Origin of the sequence: Methyloversatilis sp. MC4-4, from assembly GCF_049843555.1 — a bacterium.
Lineage (GTDB): Bacteria > Pseudomonadota > Gammaproteobacteria > Burkholderiales > Rhodocyclaceae > Methyloversatilis > Methyloversatilis discipulorum_B.
On sequence record NZ_JBBHZK010000003.1, the window covers coordinates 233,029 to 248,100 of the forward strand.

14 protein-coding genes are annotated in these 15,072 nt (G+C 69.0%); 9 read left to right on the plus strand and 5 right to left on the minus strand.

Annotation, left to right across the window (positions count from 1 at the left end; genetic code table 11):
* Positions 1-47: 47 nt before the first annotated feature.
* The 5 genes from WDZ97_RS14090 to WDZ97_RS14110 are packed head-to-tail and all read right to left on the minus strand — an operon-like array spanning position 48 to position 4,299.
* Positions 48-692, minus strand: coding sequence for a tetratricopeptide repeat protein (locus tag WDZ97_RS14090; protein WP_425763161.1), 645 nt, complete (start codon positions 690-692; stop codon positions 48-50).
* On the minus strand, positions 689-1,501 hold the full coding sequence (locus WDZ97_RS14095; protein WP_425763162.1) for an SDR family oxidoreductase: 813 nt from the start codon (positions 1,499-1,501) through the stop codon (positions 689-691). The genes WDZ97_RS14090 and WDZ97_RS14095 overlap by 4 nt, the downstream gene beginning before the upstream one ends.
* Positions 1,498-2,166, minus strand: coding sequence for a TenA family transcriptional regulator (locus WDZ97_RS14100; protein WP_425763163.1), 669 nt, complete (start codon positions 2,164-2,166; stop codon positions 1,498-1,500). The genes WDZ97_RS14095 and WDZ97_RS14100 overlap by 4 nt, the downstream gene beginning before the upstream one ends.
* On the minus strand, positions 2,153-3,622 hold the full coding sequence (locus WDZ97_RS14105; protein ID WP_425763164.1) for an AMP-binding protein: 1,470 nt from the start codon (positions 3,620-3,622) through the stop codon (positions 2,153-2,155). The genes WDZ97_RS14100 and WDZ97_RS14105 overlap by 14 nt, the downstream gene beginning before the upstream one ends.
* Positions 3,619-4,299, minus strand: a complete 681-nt coding sequence (locus WDZ97_RS14110) for a thermostable hemolysin (RefSeq protein WP_304000418.1) — start codon at positions 4,297-4,299, stop codon at positions 3,619-3,621. The genes WDZ97_RS14105 and WDZ97_RS14110 overlap by 4 nt, the downstream gene beginning before the upstream one ends.
* Before the next feature lie 138 nt (positions 4,300-4,437).
* On the opposite strand from WDZ97_RS14110, the gene pepP reads away from it, so the two are divergent.
* From pepP to hemF, 9 genes are all read left to right on the plus strand, one after another.
* Positions 4,438-5,751, plus strand: coding sequence for a Xaa-Pro aminopeptidase (gene pepP / locus WDZ97_RS14115; protein WP_425763165.1), 1,314 nt, complete (start codon positions 4,438-4,440; stop codon positions 5,749-5,751).
* On the plus strand, positions 5,748-6,923 hold the full coding sequence (locus tag WDZ97_RS14120; RefSeq protein ID WP_425763166.1) for an FAD-dependent monooxygenase: 1,176 nt from the start codon (positions 5,748-5,750) through the stop codon (positions 6,921-6,923). Before pepP ends, WDZ97_RS14120 begins: the two co-directional genes overlap by 4 nt.
* A gap of 83 nt (positions 6,924-7,006) precedes the next feature.
* Positions 7,007-8,509, plus strand: coding sequence for an MBOAT family O-acyltransferase (locus WDZ97_RS14125; protein WP_425763167.1), 1,503 nt, complete (start codon positions 7,007-7,009; stop codon positions 8,507-8,509).
* 2 nt (positions 8,510-8,511) lie between these two features.
* Positions 8,512-9,705 carry a hypothetical protein gene (locus WDZ97_RS14130; protein WP_425763168.1) on the plus strand — a complete coding sequence of 398 codons (1,194 nt, stop codon included), beginning with the start codon at positions 8,512-8,514 and terminating at the stop codon, positions 9,703-9,705.
* 110 nt (positions 9,706-9,815) lie between these two features.
* Complete coding sequence (dusB, locus tag WDZ97_RS14135; RefSeq protein ID WP_425763169.1) at positions 9,816-10,850, plus strand: tRNA dihydrouridine synthase DusB; 1,035 nt, start codon at positions 9,816-9,818, stop codon at positions 10,848-10,850.
* A gap of 49 nt (positions 10,851-10,899) precedes the next feature.
* Positions 10,900-11,136 carry a Fis family transcriptional regulator gene (locus WDZ97_RS14140; protein ID WP_019916864.1) on the plus strand — a complete coding sequence of 79 codons (237 nt, stop codon included), beginning with the start codon at positions 10,900-10,902 and terminating at the stop codon, positions 11,134-11,136.
* 53 nt (positions 11,137-11,189) lie between these two features.
* The gene (gene purH / locus WDZ97_RS14145) at positions 11,190-12,779 is read left to right on the plus strand and encodes a bifunctional phosphoribosylaminoimidazolecarboxamide formyltransferase/IMP cyclohydrolase (protein ID WP_425763170.1); all 1,590 of its coding nucleotides are present in this window, start codon (positions 11,190-11,192) and stop codon (positions 12,777-12,779) included.
* A 34-nt stretch (positions 12,780-12,813) separates the two neighbouring features.
* Positions 12,814-14,076: a phosphoribosylamine--glycine ligase gene (gene purD, locus WDZ97_RS14150; protein ID WP_304000427.1), complete on the plus strand. Its 1,263-nt coding sequence runs from the start codon at positions 12,814-12,816 to the stop codon at positions 14,074-14,076.
* Complete coding sequence (gene hemF, locus WDZ97_RS14155) at positions 14,073-14,996, plus strand: oxygen-dependent coproporphyrinogen oxidase (protein ID WP_304000429.1); 924 nt, start codon at positions 14,073-14,075, stop codon at positions 14,994-14,996. Before purD ends, hemF begins: the two co-directional genes overlap by 4 nt.
* Positions 14,997-15,072: the final 76 nt, after the last annotated feature.

The following is a 15,072-nucleotide window of genomic DNA, read 5'->3' on the forward strand; positions in this document are numbered from 1 at the left end:
AAAGCCGTCATTGTCGCTCCAGGCGGACGTTCGTGCAGTACATCGACCTACTTCAGCTTCTCGCGCACCTTGACCAGCAGCGCCTCGATCTCCTTGCGCCGCCCTTCGTCGGCCAGCGGACGGTTCGGGCGGGCCGGCGCCTGCAGCGCCGCTTCGAGCGAGGCGCGTGCCTTCTCGTAGTCGCCGTTGCGGTACAGGAAGTCGCCCATGAAGTAGTTGCTGTCGATACCCTTGGGGTTGATGGCCAGCGCCTTGGTCAGCAGTTCGCGCGCCTTGTCCTTGTCGCCGAAGCCAATCGGCCAGCCCGGCACCTGGTAATAGAGCGAGCCGAGGCTGGTGTAGGCCGATCCGTCGAGCGCGTTCGGGTTCTTCGCCAGCGCCTTCTCAAGCGCCGAGCGCGCGTCCTTGACCAGCGACAGCGCGCCCAGCCCGCCCTTCGCACCGGCGTGGCTGGCGACGATGATGCCGTACCAGATGTCCGCTTCAGCGCGATCCGGATGTTCGGCGCGCACCGCCGCCGCCTCCTTGCTCAGCGCCTCGAAAGCCTGTTCCTGCTTGTCGGCCGGCTGCCTGTACTTGATCTGTTCCCACTCGGTCTGCAGCTTGGCGACCGACTCGTCCACACCGGCGAAGGCCGGTGCAATGACCATTGCTGCGAACAACGCGCACGAGGCGCGAAAGAATGCGTTCACGATTTGACTCCCTGTTGTGCGTGACGACGGATGACGGACAGCTGCTTCGCCAGACTGGAATCAACCAGCGAAGGCAGCAGACGGTTGATGCGGACGAACAGCTTTTCGGGCCAGCCCAAGTGGCGCTCGGCACGCCCACCGTCGAGCAGCTTCAGCAGCTCGGCGGCAACGTGTTCCGGAGCGTCGCTGGCGACGCCAAGCTCGGCGTTCAGTGCCACCTGGGCCGGGCTGTTCAGCGGGGTGCGGGTGGCGCGCGGCGCCAGATAGCGCAGCTGCACGCGGCTACCGGCCAGTTCGCGGCGCAGTGCTTCGGTGAAGCCGCGCAGTGCGAACTTGCTGGCGCAGTAGGCAACGCTGCCCGGGTGGCCAATGTCGCCAAGAATGGAGCCGACATTGACCACCTGTGCCCGCGCCTGCCGGTGCAGCGCCGGCAGCAGCGCGTGCGTCAGCAGCATCGGTGCGACGACATTGGTGTGCACGATGCGCTCGATCTGCGCGTCCGACTGGTCCTCGAACCAGGCCAGCTCGCTGACACCGGCATTGTTGATGAGCAGGTCGGGCCCGCCGGGCAGCGCTTCGGCGGCGATCACCACGGCGGCGCGTCCGGCGGCCGTGCCGAGATCGGCGACAACGCTACGCACCTGCGTGCCGGGTGTGCGGCGCACCAGATCGTCGGCCAGCGCAGCCAGCTTCACCGGGTCGCGACCGACCAGCAGCAGCGCGGCGGCGCGCGGCGCCAGCGCGTGCGCCATCGCACTGCCGATGCCGCCGGCCGCGCCGGTCAGCACGATCCTCAGTCCCTTGGTCATGCCGCGCACGCCTCGTCGCAGGTGGGCAGCGCGCGGAAGATGTCGCCGTAAAGGCGGAACATGACGCGCGCGACGTGAATGACCGCCTGTCGGTCGTCCTCGTCGTCGAGGCCATCCATCAGCGTGGCGAAGAAGCGCACGTGGTCCTGGTCCAGGCTGCCGTGCGAGTTCAGGTAGGTGAAGGCGGCCGGCGGCAGGTGCAGCGTCTGCGCGATGCGCTCGGCGGCGGTGGTCGCGATCTGCACGCTGGTGCCTTCGAGCACGTGCACCATGCCGAAGAAGCCGACCGGATTCTTGCGCGCGATGCAGTCGTAGGCGTAGGACACCATCAGTTCGGTCTCGATGGCAGGTTCGGACATGCGCGCAGCTTCGCGGTCGCCGCCGCAGGCGACGATGTCGTCGAGTATCCATTCCTCGTGACCGATTTCCTCGTCGATGTACTCGGCCACGGCGCGACGCAGCGACTCGTGCCGCGTCGGCAGTCGGGCGCCGCAGGCCATCAGCAGCGGCACCGTGTGACGCACGTGATGGAAAGCTTCGCCAAGGAAGGCGCGGTACTGGCGCAGCGTGACGCGGCCGGCCAGGGAGTCCTGGATGATGGGCGCGCTCAGCAGGTGAGCGCGTTCGGCGGCGGTTTCGTGTTGCAGGCGTTCATGAAAAGACATGTCGGTTCTCTCCGCGGGCATCCCCGCATTCGTACAGCTCGGCGATGCGTTCGCCGTAGCAGGTCAACACCGCGTCACGGCGCACGCGGCCGTTGTCGGTCGCCAGACCGTTGGCGGGGGAAAAAGGGGAATCGGCGCGCAGATGAACGCCGATGCGTGCGTAGTCGGGCAGGCGCGCGTTGGCGGCGGCGACCGCGGCATCGAGGGCCGTGGCCGGCAGATCGCCGCGCGGCACGATGACCGCGGCAAGCGTCGGCCGCGCCTCGCCGAACACGACCACCTGCGCCACCGCGGGCGAGGCGAGCAGTTCGGCTTCCGGCCACTCGGGCGACACGTTGCGGCCGAAGCTGGTGATGATCTGGTGCTTGAGCCGGCCGGTCACGTGCAGCCGCCCGGCCGCGTCCAGGTGGCCGATGTCGCCCGTCGGCAGAGGTCCGTCCGGCAGCGCCGGCGCACCGAGATAGCCAGGCAACCGCGGGCCATCGACCAGGATTTCGCCGCGCGCCGACAGCGCGACACGCAGATGCGGCAATACGCGCCCGACGGCGCCCGGCGGATCCGACGGCAGATTGAGCGCCACCACCGACCCCGCTTCCGACAGGCCGTAGCCCTCGCAGGCCGGAATGCCGAGCGCGCGCGCGCGCGCGATCAGGTCGGGCGACACGCGCGCGCCACCAACCGCCACCAGCTTGAGCCCGCGCGGCGCCGGCAAGCCGGCATCGACCGCCGCCACCAGCGCGGTCAGCATCTGCGGCAGGAGGATGAGGCTGTCCGGCTGCCAGCGTTCGAGCGCTGCCAGCGCCGCACGCACGTCAAAACGGCTGGAGCCGCTCAGGCCGACCTCGGCCAGCGGCGGCACGACGCACTGCGCGCCGGCCAGCCAGGCCGCATCGGCACCGGCGACGTTCTCCAGCAGCACGGCCAGCGGCAGCATGCAGAGGTGGCGACGGATGCCGAGCTCACGCGCGATATCGGCCACCGACCGGCTGACCGCCGACAACTGCTCCGTGCTCAGGCATACGCCTTTGGGCTGACCGGTGGTACCCGAGGTGAAGGTGATCTTGGCTGTCCCCGGCGGCAGCGTCACCGCCGGCGCGTCACTGCGGCAGAAGAGCGACAGCGCGCCGGGGCGGGCCGGCGCGACACATCCGGCGCCGAGCACGGCGGCGCGTGCTGCGTCGTCGGTCAGCAGCAGGCGCGCACCGGCGGCGTCGAGCGCGTGCCGGCACTGGGCGTCGGTGAAGAAGGTGGGCAGCGGCAGCAGCACGCGGCCGGCCATGCGCACCGTGCGGTCGGCGAGCAGCCAGTCCGGGCCGTTGTCGGCGAGCAGTGCGACGACTTCGCCGTCGTGCGCACGCAGGTCGCGCGCCAGTGCGTCGACGCGCGCGGCCACCGCAGCGGCGTCGAGCACGCCGTTGCAGCCAGCGAGTGAGGGCGACAGCTGCTCGCCGCTCATGCCGCCTGCTCGCCCACGGTGTGCAGGCCGCTGACGATGCGGCCGACCATGACGGTCGGGCTGTTGCGGTAATAGCTGCCCCAGCCCTCTTCGCCGTCGTGCAGCCGCGCCGGATCGGCCGGCGCCACCGGGAAGATGGGAATGCCGAGGCGGACAAAGGAATTGGCCAGTGCGCGGGTGGCGGTGAACACCACATAATCGAGTCCGCGCGCGTAGAGATGGCGGGTGGCCAGCGCGATCAGCTGCCGCCCCATGCCGGCGGAGGTCGCCGCCATATTGCCGACCTCGGCCAGCGCCGCGCGCGCAACCGGCTCGCGCAGCACGGCCGACAGCGCCTGTTCGAGCGGCAGGTCGAGATACTGTTCGACGAACACATGCGGTCTGGCCACCGGCAGCGAATAGCCGAGCGCCGCCTGCCACTGGCCGTCGGCACCGCGCACGCCGAGCAGGGTGTCGGCAAAATGCCGGATCACCGCGCCGTAGCTGCGGAAGAAGCAGCCGGCGATGAAACGTTCGAGCGAGGCCCGCGCCGGGTGGCCGTGGCCGACCACTTCCAGAACGGGTTCGCCCTCTTCGTCCGGCATACGCAGCCCGATCACGCAGGCGCGCAGCGAAGCGGCACCTCCGGAACGGGCCTGCAGCGGGGTCAGTGCAATCAGCGCGGCGGTGTGCGGCATCGCTTGCCTCCTTTTCGATGGAGGCATGCTCGGGGCTGAAGATTAACCGGCCCTTAACTGCCCTGGCCGGCCTGCAACAGAACGTTTCCGGTGCCGGAAGCCCTAAACTCACGTCCTAAACGAAAGCCGGAACCCGACATGCATCCCTATTCCGAACGCCGCGCCCGCCTGATCGAACGCATGGGATCGGGCGTGGCCGTCATCGCCACCGCCCCCGAACGCGCGCGCAACCGCGACACCCACTACGGCTACCGCCACGACAGCTACTTCTATTACCTGACCGGTTTCGCCGAGCCGGAAGCGGTGCTGGTGCTGGTCGCCGGCGACAGCCCGCGCAGCATCCTGTTCTGCCGCGAAAAGAACGAGGAAAGGGAAATCTGGGACGGCTGGCGCCATGGCCCCGACGCAGCGCGCGAGAAATTCGGCTTCGACGACGCCCACGTATATGGCGAACTGGACGCGAAGCTGCCCGAACTGCTGGCCAACCAGCCGCGCCTGCACTACGTGATCGGCGAGGACGCAGCGTGGGACCAGCGCATGATGGCGGCGCTGAACGCCGTGCGCGCGCAGGTGCGTGCCGGCCGTCAGGCGCCGTCCGAACTGCTGGACATCCGGCAGCCGCTGGACGACATGCGGCTGATCAAGGACCTGCACGAACAGGCGCTGATGCGCCGCGCCGCCGACATTTCCGCCCGCGCCCACCGGCGCGCGATGCAGGCCACCCGCCCGGGCGCGATGGAATACGAGATCGAGGCGGAAATCCTGCACGAGTTCCGCCGCAGCGGTTCGGAGGCACCGGCCTATGGCTCCATCGTCGCCGGCGGCGCCAACGCCTGCGTGCTGCACTACGTGTCGAACGACGCCGAACTGCACGGCGGCGATCTGCTGCTGATCGACGCCGGCTGCGAACTGGGCGGCTACGCCTCGGACATCACCCGCACCTGGCCGGTCAGCGGCCGCTTCAACGCCGCACAGCGCGACGTCTACCAGCTGGTGCTGGATTCACAGACCGCCGCCTTCGCCGAAGTGAAGCCGGGCGCGCGCTTCATCGACTACCACGACGCCGCGGTCAAGGTGCTGGCGCAGGGCATGCTGGACCTCGGCCTGCTCAAGGGTTCGCTGGACGAAGTGATCGACAAGGGCGATTACCGCCGTTTCTACATGCACCGCACCGGCCACTGGCTGGGCATGGACGTGCATGACGCCGGCGAGTACCGCCCGCGCGGCGGCGGCCCGAACGAGTGGCGCACGCTCGAAGCGGGCATGGTGCTGACGGTCGAGCCCGGCTGCTACATCCGCCCGGCCGACGACGTGCCGGAGGCCTTCTGGAACATCGGCATCCGCATCGAGGACGACGTCATCGTCACCGCCGACGGCTGCGACATCTACACCGCCGCCGCGCCCAAGACCATCGCCGACATCGAAGCCGTGATGGCCGAGGCGCGCGGATGAGCGAGGTCGTCGTCGCACCGCCGCTCGATGCCTTCATCGTCGGCGCCGGCCCGGTCGGGCTGGCCGCCGGCTGCGCCTTGCGCGCCGCCGGTCTGCAGGTGCTCGTCGCCGACGCCGGCCCGGCCGAGCGCGCGCTGGAAGACACGCGGGTGATCGCGCTGTCTGCCGGCTCGCGCGACATCCTGCGCACGCTGCAGGCCTGGCCGAACGCCGACGCGACGCCGATCGGCACCATCCACATTTCGCAGCGCGGTCATTTCGGCCGCACCGAACTGCGCGCTACCGACTACGGCCTCGACGCGCTGGGCCACGTCGCCCGCGCCGGCACCGTGGTGCGCGCCTTGCGCAGCCGCGCGCAGGCGCTCGGGCTCGACGTGCGGCACGAGCTCGCCGTCACCGGCGCACGCGAGGACGGAGACCTTGTCCAGGTCGACACCGCCGCCGGCACCTTCGCCACACGTGTACTGATCTGGTGCGAAGGCCGCATCGCCGACGACGAGGCGCTGGCGCGCAGCCGCGACTACGGCCAGCACGCGGTGATCGCGCTGGCGACGCCGGTGCGTCCGCACGGCCACGTCGCCTACGAACGCTTCACGCCGGACGGTCCGGTCGCACTGCTGCCCTGCGGCCGCGACTACGCCGTCGTATTCACCTGTGCGGCGGCCGAAGCCACCGCACTGCGCGACGAGCCGGATGCGCAGTTCCTCGCCCGCCTGTCCGACGCGCTGGGCGGCCGCGTGCAGTTTTCCGCACTGGGCCCGCGCAGCGCCTGGCCGCTGACGCTGCGCATGCGCGCCGACGTCGTACGCGGACATCAGGTGTGGCTGGGCAACGCCGCCCAGACGCTGCATCCGGTGGCCGGCCAGGGGCTGAACCTCGCGCTGCGCGACGTCGGCCAGCTGGCCGAGTGCCTGCTGCCGGTGCTGGCGCGCGGTGAGGGCGACATGGCCGAAGTGCTCGAGCGCTACGGCCGGCTGCGCCGCACCGATCGCGCAGCGACCGGCGGTTTCACCGACGCGCTGGTGCGCATCTTCGGCATCGGAGCCGGCCATCCGCTGCTCGGCCCGCTCGCCGGTCACGCCCGCGGTGCCGCGCTCGCCCTGCTCGACGCCTGTCCGCCGGCGCGTCAGTTCATCGGCCGGCGCATGATGTTCGGCGCGCGCGGCTGGTAGCGCCCGCGGGGCGGTCGCAGTTCCTCGCGGCGACCGCGACCTGCCCCTAGAATCCGCGCACACCCCACGCCCGACGGCCGCGCATGCTGTTCAACTCCTACGCCTTCCTGTTCGCCTTCCTGCCCATCGCACTGGTCGGCTATTTCCTGCTCGGACGGCGTTCGATCACGCTGGCGGCAGGCTGGCTGGCGCTGGCGTCGCTGTTCTTCTACGGCTGGTGGGACGCGCGCTACCTGCCGCTGCTGATCGGCTCCATCCTGTTCAACTACCTGACCGGGCGCGCCATCTCAACACGCGCCGGCACGCCGGCCGCGGGCCGCCTGCTGGCACTGGGCGTGACGGCCGACCTCGCACTGCTGATCGGCTACAAGTACAGCGCGCTGTTCATCGACACCGCCAATCGGATGGCCGACCTGGGCCTGCCGGTGCCCGACATCGTGCTGCCGCTGGGCATTTCCTTCTTCACCTTCACGCAGATCGCCTTCCTCGTCGACGCCTGGGCCGGCAAGGTGCATGAGACGCGGCTGGTCAGCTACACGCTGTTCGTCACCTATTTTCCGCACCTGATCGCCGGGCCGGTGCTGCATCACGGCGAAATGATGCCGCAGTTCGAAAAGGCCCGGAATTTCCGCCCGCATCTGAACAACTTCCTGATCGGCGGCAGCATCTTCGTGTTCGGCCTGGCGAAGAAGGTACTGCTGGCCGACAACCTGGCGCCGCTCGCCGGCGCGGTATTCGACCGCGGCAGCCAACCCGGCCTGCTGGTGGCCTGGGGCGGCGTGCTGGCGTATACCTTCCAGCTCTACTTCGATTTCTCCGGCTATTCGGACATGGCCATCGGGCTGTCGCGGCTGTTCGGCGTCAAGCTGCCGCTGAACTTCGATTCGCCCTACAAGGCAGCCACCATTTCCGACTTCTGGCGGCGCTGGCACATGACCCTGTCGCGCTTCCTGCGCGACTACCTCTACATCCCGCTCGGCGGCAACAAGCACGGACCGCTGCGCCGCTACGGCAACCTGATGGTGACCATGCTGCTCGGCGGCCTGTGGCACGGCGCCGGCTGGAACTTCCTGCTGTGGGGCGGCCTGCACGGCGCCTATCTGTGCATCCAGCACGCCTGGTCGTCGATGTTCCGGCTGCCGCGGCCGCTCGCCGTGCTGCTCACCTTCGTCGCCGTGGTCGTCGCCTGGGTGTTCTTCCGTGCCACCAGCCTGCCGGTCGCGTTCGATCTGCTGGCCGGCATGGCGGGGGCACACGGCGTCGGCCTGCCGGAAGCGATCGGCCAGCGCCTCGGCCCGCTGGCGCCGCTGCTGCAACGCCTGGGCGTCGACTTCTACGGCGGCGGCGGGGAGCAGTTCGTCACCACCTGGATCTGGGTGACGGTGGCGGCCTTCGTCGCCTTCGCCTGCCCGAACACGCAACAGATCCACGCACGCCTCAGGCCGGCGATCGAGCGCGTGCGGCCGCTGCGCGGCGGTCTGCACTTCTCGCTGCGCCCGCGCTGGGCGATCGGACTGGGCCTGGGCAGCACGCTGTGTGTGCTGGCGCTGTCGCGGCCGTCCGAATTCCTCTACTTCCAGTTCTGACCATGACGCCGCGCCGCCACTTCGCCCGCCTGTGGATGGTCACGCTGACGCTGTCGCTGGCCGCAGTCGCCCTGTTCAACGCCTTCATCGACCCGTGGGGACTGCACGGGCTGGTGCGCATCGACGGTGTGAACGCGGTCAAGATCCGTCCCGAGCGGGCGATCGGCGAACTGAAACTGGCACGCGCGCTGCGCCACCAGCCGGACGCGCTCATCCTCGGCAACTCGCGCGCCGACATCGGCCTCGACCCGGCACACGACACTCTCACCACGCTGGCGCAGCGCCCGTTCAATCTGGCCGAGCCGGGCGCCGCGCTGACGGCACAGGTGCACCAGCTCGAAGCGCTGCTGGAAGCCGGTCACCGCCCGCGTCTGCTGCTGGTCGGGCTGGAACTGTTCGACCTGCTGAACGCCGAACCGCTGCGCCGCACCCACTGGCGGCCGCGCGATGACCTGCAGGCGCAGCAGCGCGCGACGCGATTGCAGAGCGTGATCACCTTGTCCGCGCTCGGCGACAGCCTGCTCACGCTGCGCGCGCAGCGCGACCCGTACGCGGCCACGCTGCGCGACGACGGCTTCAACCCGCTGCGCGACTACGACGGCATGGCGGCGCGCGAGGGCTACGCGCCGCTGTTCCGTCAGCGCGCCGCCGAGAACGCCCGTCGCATCGGTGCTCACCGCTGGCCGTCGCGGCTCGATGCGACCGCCGACTTCATCGCACTGCGCCGCCTGCTCGAACTGGCCGACCAGCACGACATGCGTGTCGAGTGCTTTACCTACCCCTACCACGCGCACATCCTGGGCACGCTGCGCCGGGCAGGCCTGATGGACGAAGTCGCCGCATGGAAGCAGGCGCTGGCCGACACGGTCTATGCCGCCGCTGCGCAGGGTGCGAACGTCAGGCTGTGGGATTTCGTCGCCGTCACGCCCGAAACGGCCGAAGCGGTGCCGCCGCCGGGCGACCGGCGCAGCGTCACGCGCTGGTACTGGGAAGGCGGGCATTTCAAGGCGGTGCTCGGACACCGCATGCTGGAGCGCATGCTGGGCACGGGCGGCACGGAAGATTTCGGGCGCCCACTGCCGCCGGAAGCGGTCGCCACCGATACGCTGGCGCGCGACGTCGAGGCGCTGCTGGCTGCGCGCGCCGATCTGGCTGCCGATCTTGACCACGCCTTCGCGACCGCCGGGCTCGACTGACATCCCCGGATACGCCCGACCACCGGCGGGCTTCGCTGCAGATTTTCTCTGCGCCGCCGCATCGGGGTAGAATCGCGCCCCTGCCCGTCCGTATACCGTCCCCACCCACCATGCAGTTCGTCGGCTTCAACCTGCGGAACAACCTTTTCGTCGCGCCCATGGCCGGCGTGACCGATAGACCCTTCCGCCAACTGTGCAAGAAGCTGGGCGCCGGACTGGCCGTGTCGGAAATGGTCACGTCCAATTCCCTGCTCTACGGCAGCGCGAAGACGCAGCGCCGCGCGAACCACGACGGCGAGGTGGCACCGATCTCGGTGCAGATCGCCGGCGCCGACCCGAAGATGATGGCCGACGCCGCCCGCCACAACGTGGACCGCGGTGCGCAGATCATCGACATCAATATGGGCTGTCCGGCGAAGAAGATCTGCAACGTGATGGCCGGTTCGGCGCTGATGCAGGACGAGCCGCTGGTCGAGCGCATCCTGGAGGCGGTGGTCAAGGCGGTGCCGGACACCCCGGTCACGCTGAAGATGCGCACCGGCTGGAACCGCGACAACAAGAACGCACCGATGCTGGCGCGCGTGGCTGAGCAGTGCGGCATCCGCGCGCTGGCCATCCATGGCCGCACGCGCGCCGACCAATACACCGGCCACGCCGAGTACGACACCATCCGCGCGGTGAAGGCCGCAGTGAACATTCCGGTGATCGCCAACGGCGACATCACGACGCCGCAGAAAGCGCGTGAGGTTCTGGCGATCAGCGGCGCCGACGGCATCATGGTTGGCCGCGCCGCCCAGGGCCGGCCGTGGATCTTCCGCGAGATCGAACACTTCCTCGCCACCGGCGAACTGCTGGCGCCGCCCGAAGTGGCGGAAATCCACCGCGTGTGCCGCGAACACATCGAAGACCTGTACGGCTTCTACGGCACCGACAGTGGCGTGCGCATCGCACGCAAGCACATATCCTGGTACACCAAGGGTCTGGTCGGCTCCGCCGCCTTCCGCCACGCGATGAACCAGCTCGAGGGCACGACCGCGCAGCTGGCGGCCATCGACGAATTCTTTGGTCGCATGGCGGCCGACAACGACAGGCTCGCCTACGAGCCGGACTCCACCGAAGACGACACGCAGGAACTGGCCGCCTGAGCGCCGGGCCACGGCACAGCATCGGACGGACCATCAGGGAGACGCCGCCATGAGCGGACGCAGTGATATTGCCGAGTGCGTGAGGCACTCGCTGGAACGTTATTTCCGCGATCTGGACGGCGAGGCGCCGAGCGACATCTATGACATGGTCCTGCGCCAGATGGAGCGCCCCATGCTCGAGGTGGTGATGCGCGAAGCCGAAGGCAACCAGACACGCGCCGCCGACATGCTCGGCATGAACCGCAACACGCTGCGGCGCAAGCTCACCGACCACGGCATGATCTGAGCGGCGCCCCGGCACCGCCCACCGAATTCCTCAACCTCCCACTGGAACGGCGCATGAAAGTACAGCGTGCATTGATCAGCGTATCCGACAAAACCGGCATCGTTGAATTCGCCACCGCCCTGACCGGGCTTGGCATCGAACTGCTGTCCACCGGCGGCACCGCCTCGCTTCTGGCCAACGCTGGCCTGAAGGTGACCGAGGTGGCCGACCACACCGGCTTCCCGGAAATGCTGGATGGCCGCGTCAAGACGCTGCACCCGCGCATCCACGGCGGCCTGCTCGCCCGGCGCGAGGTCGAGGCGCACATGCAGGCGCTGGCGGAACACGACATTCCGACCATCGATCTGCTGGTGGTGAACCTGTATCCGTTCGAGGCGACGGTGGCCAAGGCCGGCTGCACGCTGGAAGACGCGATCGAGAACATCGACATCGGCGGCCCGGCCATGGTGCGTTCGGCCGCCAAGAACTGGCGCGGTGTCGGCGTGCTAACCGATGCGTCGCAGTACGCCGGCGTGCTGGACGAACTGCGCGCGAATGGCGCGCTGTCCGACGCCACCCGCTTCGCGCTGTCGGTCGCCGCGTTCAACCGCATTTCGAACTACGACGGCGCGATCAGCGACTACCTGTCGGCGCTGAACGTCGACGGCTCGCGCAGCGAGTTCCCGGCGCAGTCCAACGGCCGTTTCGTCAAGATCCAGGATCTGCGCTACGGCGAGAATCCGCATCAGCGCGCCGCCTTCTACCGCGACCTCTACCCGGCACCGGGTTCGCTGGTGAGCGCGAAGCAGCTGCAGGGCAAGGAGCTGTCGTACAACAACATCGCCGACGGCGACGCCGCGTGGGAATGCGTCAAGAGCTTCGACAGCGGCGCCTGCGTCATCGTCAAGCACGCCAACCCCTGTGGCGTGGCGCTCGGTGCGACCCCGCTGGAGGCCTACCGCAAGGCCTTCGCCACCGACCCGACCTCGGCCTTCGGCGGCATCATCGCCTTCAACACGCCGGTCGACGCGGCCACCGCCGAAGCGGTCAGCGGCCAGTTCGTCGAAGTGCTGATGGCGCCCGCCTTCACCGCCGACGCGCTGAAGCTGCTGGCCGCCAAGGCCAATGTGCGCGTGCTGCAGATTCCGCTCGACGGCGTCGACCCCAAGGGTGCGACCGCCTGGTCGCGTGGCCGCAACCTGCATGACGTGAAACGCGTCGGCTCCGGCCTGCTGATCCAGACCGCGGACGAACCGGAATCGCTGGAAGGTCGCCTCAAGGTGGTGACCAAGCGCGCGCCGACCGCACAGGAAATGACCGACCTCACCTTCGCCTGGCGCGTCGCGATGTACGTGAAGTCGAACGCCATCGTCTATTGCCGCGACGGCGCGACGGTCGGTGTCGGCGCCGGCCAGATGAGCCGCGTTGATTCGACGCGGATTGCGCGAATCAAGGCAGAGAACGCCGGTCTGACCATTGCCGGTTCGGTGGTGGCGTCGGACGCCTTCTTCCCGTTCCGCGACGGCGTGGACGTGCTGGCCGAAGCCGGTGCCAAGGCCATCATCCAGCCGGGCGGCAGCATGCGCGACGAAGAAGTGATCGCCGCCGCCGACGAGCACGGACTGGCCATGGTGTTTACCGGCACCCGCCACTTCCGTCACTGAGCTGTACCCGCGCACGATTGAAGAAGGACGTGAAATGAAACTGCTGGTCATCGGTTCGGGCGGGCGCGAACACGCCATCGCCTGGAAGCTCGCGCAGAGCCCGCGCGTGCACAAGGTCTACGTGGCGCCGGGCAATGCCGGCACCGCGCTGGAACCGAATATCGAAAACCTGCCGATCACCGATTTCGCCGAGCTGATCAGCTTCGTCGAGAACGAGAACATCGCCTTCACCGTGGTCGGACCGGAAGCTCCGCTGGCGGCCGGTGTGGTCGATTGCTTCCGCGTGCGTGGCCTGAAGATCTTCGGCCCCACCCGCAAGGCGGCCCAGCTCGAAAGCTCGAAGGACTTCGCCAAGCAGTTCATGGTGAAGAACAACATCCCGACCGCGCATTACCAGACCTTCACCGACGCCGCCGCTGCGCGTGCCTACGTCGACGAGATGGGCGCACCCATCGTGATCAAGGCCGACGGCCTGGCGGCCGGCAAGGGCGTTGTCGTGGCGATGACGCTGACCGAAGCGCACGCCGCGATCGGCACCATGCTGCCGGGCGACGACGGCGGCAAGTCGCGCGTCGTGATCGAGGAGTTCCTGCAGGGCGAGGAAGCCAGCTTCATCGTCATGTGCGACGGCATGAGCGCACTGCCGCTGGCCACCAGCCAGGACCACAAGCGCCTGCTGGATGGCGACGCCGGCCCCAACACCGGCGGCATGGGCGCCTATTCGCCGGCGCCGGTGGTGACGCCGGAAATCCACGCCCGCGTGATGCGCGAAGTGATCCAGCCGGTGCTGACCGGCATGGCGCTCGACGGCCTCCCCTTCACCGGCTTCCTGTACGCCGGCCTGATGATTTCGCCTGAGGGCGACATCAAGGTGCTGGAATTCAACTGTCGCATGGGTGACCCGGAAACCCAGCCCATCATGATGCGGCTGAAGACCGATCTGGTCGACCTGATGGAAGCCGCGCTCGACTACAAGCTGTCCGAAGCCAGTACCGACTGGGACCGCCGCGTCGCACTCGGCATCGTCATGGCAGCCGCCGGCTACCCGGACGCGCCGCGCAAGGGCGACGTGATCAACGGCCTGCCGGCCGCGACGGCGGAAGGCCACGTGTTCCACGCCGGCACCACCGAGCGTGACGGCAAGGTGGTGACCAACGGTGGCCGCGTGCTCTGCGTGACCGCGCTCGGCGACACCGTCAAGCAGGCGCAGCGCGCCGCCTACGCGCTGTGCGACCAGATCCAGTTCGACGGCGCCCAGTTCCGCCGCGACATCGGCCACCGGGCGGTGCGGCGATGAGCACGCGGGCGGAAACGGTCCGCGCCTGGCTGCTCGATCTGCAGGACCGCATCATCGGCGGTCTCGAAACGGCGGACGGCTCGCCCTTCCTGACCGACGGCTGGGTGCGCGGCCCGGAAGAACGGCTGCAGGGCGACGGCCGCACGCGGCTGATCGAGGAAGGCAAGCTGTTCGAGCGCGGCGGCTGCAACTTCTCGCACGTGCGCGGCGACACCTTGCCGCCGTCGGCCTCGGCCAACCGCCCGGATCTCGCCGGGGCGTCGTTCGAGGCGATGGGCGTGTCACTGGTGCTGCATCCGCGCAACCCCTACGTGCCGACCGTGCACCTGAACGTGCGCTTCTTCACCGCGCAGCCGAAGAGCGGCGACGCGGTGTGGTGGTTCGGCGGCGGCATGGATCTGACGCCCTATTACGGCGTCGAAGAGGATGCAGCCCACTTCCACCGTAGCTGCCGCGACGCGCTGGCGCCCTTCGGCGCCGACACCTGGGCGCGCTACAAGAAGTGGTGCGACGATTATTTCTACCTGAAGCACCGCAAGGAAGCGCGCGGCATCGGCGGCGTGTTCTTCGACGATCTCGGTGCCGACGGCGAAGTGAGCTTCGATCACGCCTACGCGCTGACACAGGCGGTCGGCAACACCTTCCTCGACGCCTACCTGCCCATCGTCGAGCGCCGTCGCGACACGCCCTACGGTGAGCGCGAACGCGACTTCCAGGCCTACCGGCGCGGCCGCTACGTCGAATTCAACCTGGTGTTCGACCGCGGCACGCTGTTCGGCCTGCAGTCGGGCGGACGCACCGAGTCCATCCTGATGTCGATGCCGCCGGTGGTGAAATGGCGCTACGACTGGCACCCCGCCGACGGCACGTCGGAAGCCAGGCTGTACACCGACTTCCTCCCGCCGCGAGACTGGGTATAACAGGGGTTTCGCGAAGCGCTGCTTCGCGCCTGCTGAACGATTCGGCTGTGCAAAGCCGGCCGTGGGTGGCGGCACG

Coding starts and splice junctions, on each gene's coding strand:
- WDZ97_RS14095 (WP_425763162.1), bottom strand. CDS start 1,501: ATGACCAAGGGACTGAGGATCGTGCTGACCGGCGCGGCCGGCGGCATC.
- WDZ97_RS14100 (WP_425763163.1), bottom strand. CDS start 2,166: ATGTCTTTTCATGAACGCCTGCAACACGAAACCGCCGCCGAACGCGCT.
- WDZ97_RS14105 (WP_425763164.1), bottom strand. CDS start 3,622: ATGAGCGGCGAGCAGCTGTCGCCCTCACTCGCTGGCTGCAACGGCGTG.
- WDZ97_RS14110 (WP_304000418.1), bottom strand. CDS start 4,299: ATGCCGCACACCGCCGCGCTGATTGCACTGACCCCGCTGCAGGCCCGT.
- pepP (WP_425763165.1), top strand. CDS start 4,438: ATGCATCCCTATTCCGAACGCCGCGCCCGCCTGATCGAACGCATGGGA.
- WDZ97_RS14120 (WP_425763166.1), top strand. CDS start 5,748: ATGAGCGAGGTCGTCGTCGCACCGCCGCTCGATGCCTTCATCGTCGGC.
- WDZ97_RS14125 (WP_425763167.1), top strand. CDS start 7,007: ATGCTGTTCAACTCCTACGCCTTCCTGTTCGCCTTCCTGCCCATCGCA.
- WDZ97_RS14130 (WP_425763168.1), top strand. CDS start 8,512: ATGACGCCGCGCCGCCACTTCGCCCGCCTGTGGATGGTCACGCTGACG.
- dusB (WP_425763169.1), top strand. CDS start 9,816: ATGCAGTTCGTCGGCTTCAACCTGCGGAACAACCTTTTCGTCGCGCCC.
- WDZ97_RS14140 (WP_019916864.1), top strand. CDS start 10,900: ATGAGCGGACGCAGTGATATTGCCGAGTGCGTGAGGCACTCGCTGGAA.
- purH (WP_425763170.1), top strand. CDS start 11,190: ATGAAAGTACAGCGTGCATTGATCAGCGTATCCGACAAAACCGGCATC.
- purD (WP_304000427.1), top strand. CDS start 12,814: ATGAAACTGCTGGTCATCGGTTCGGGCGGGCGCGAACACGCCATCGCC.
- hemF (WP_304000429.1), top strand. CDS start 14,073: ATGAGCACGCGGGCGGAAACGGTCCGCGCCTGGCTGCTCGATCTGCAG.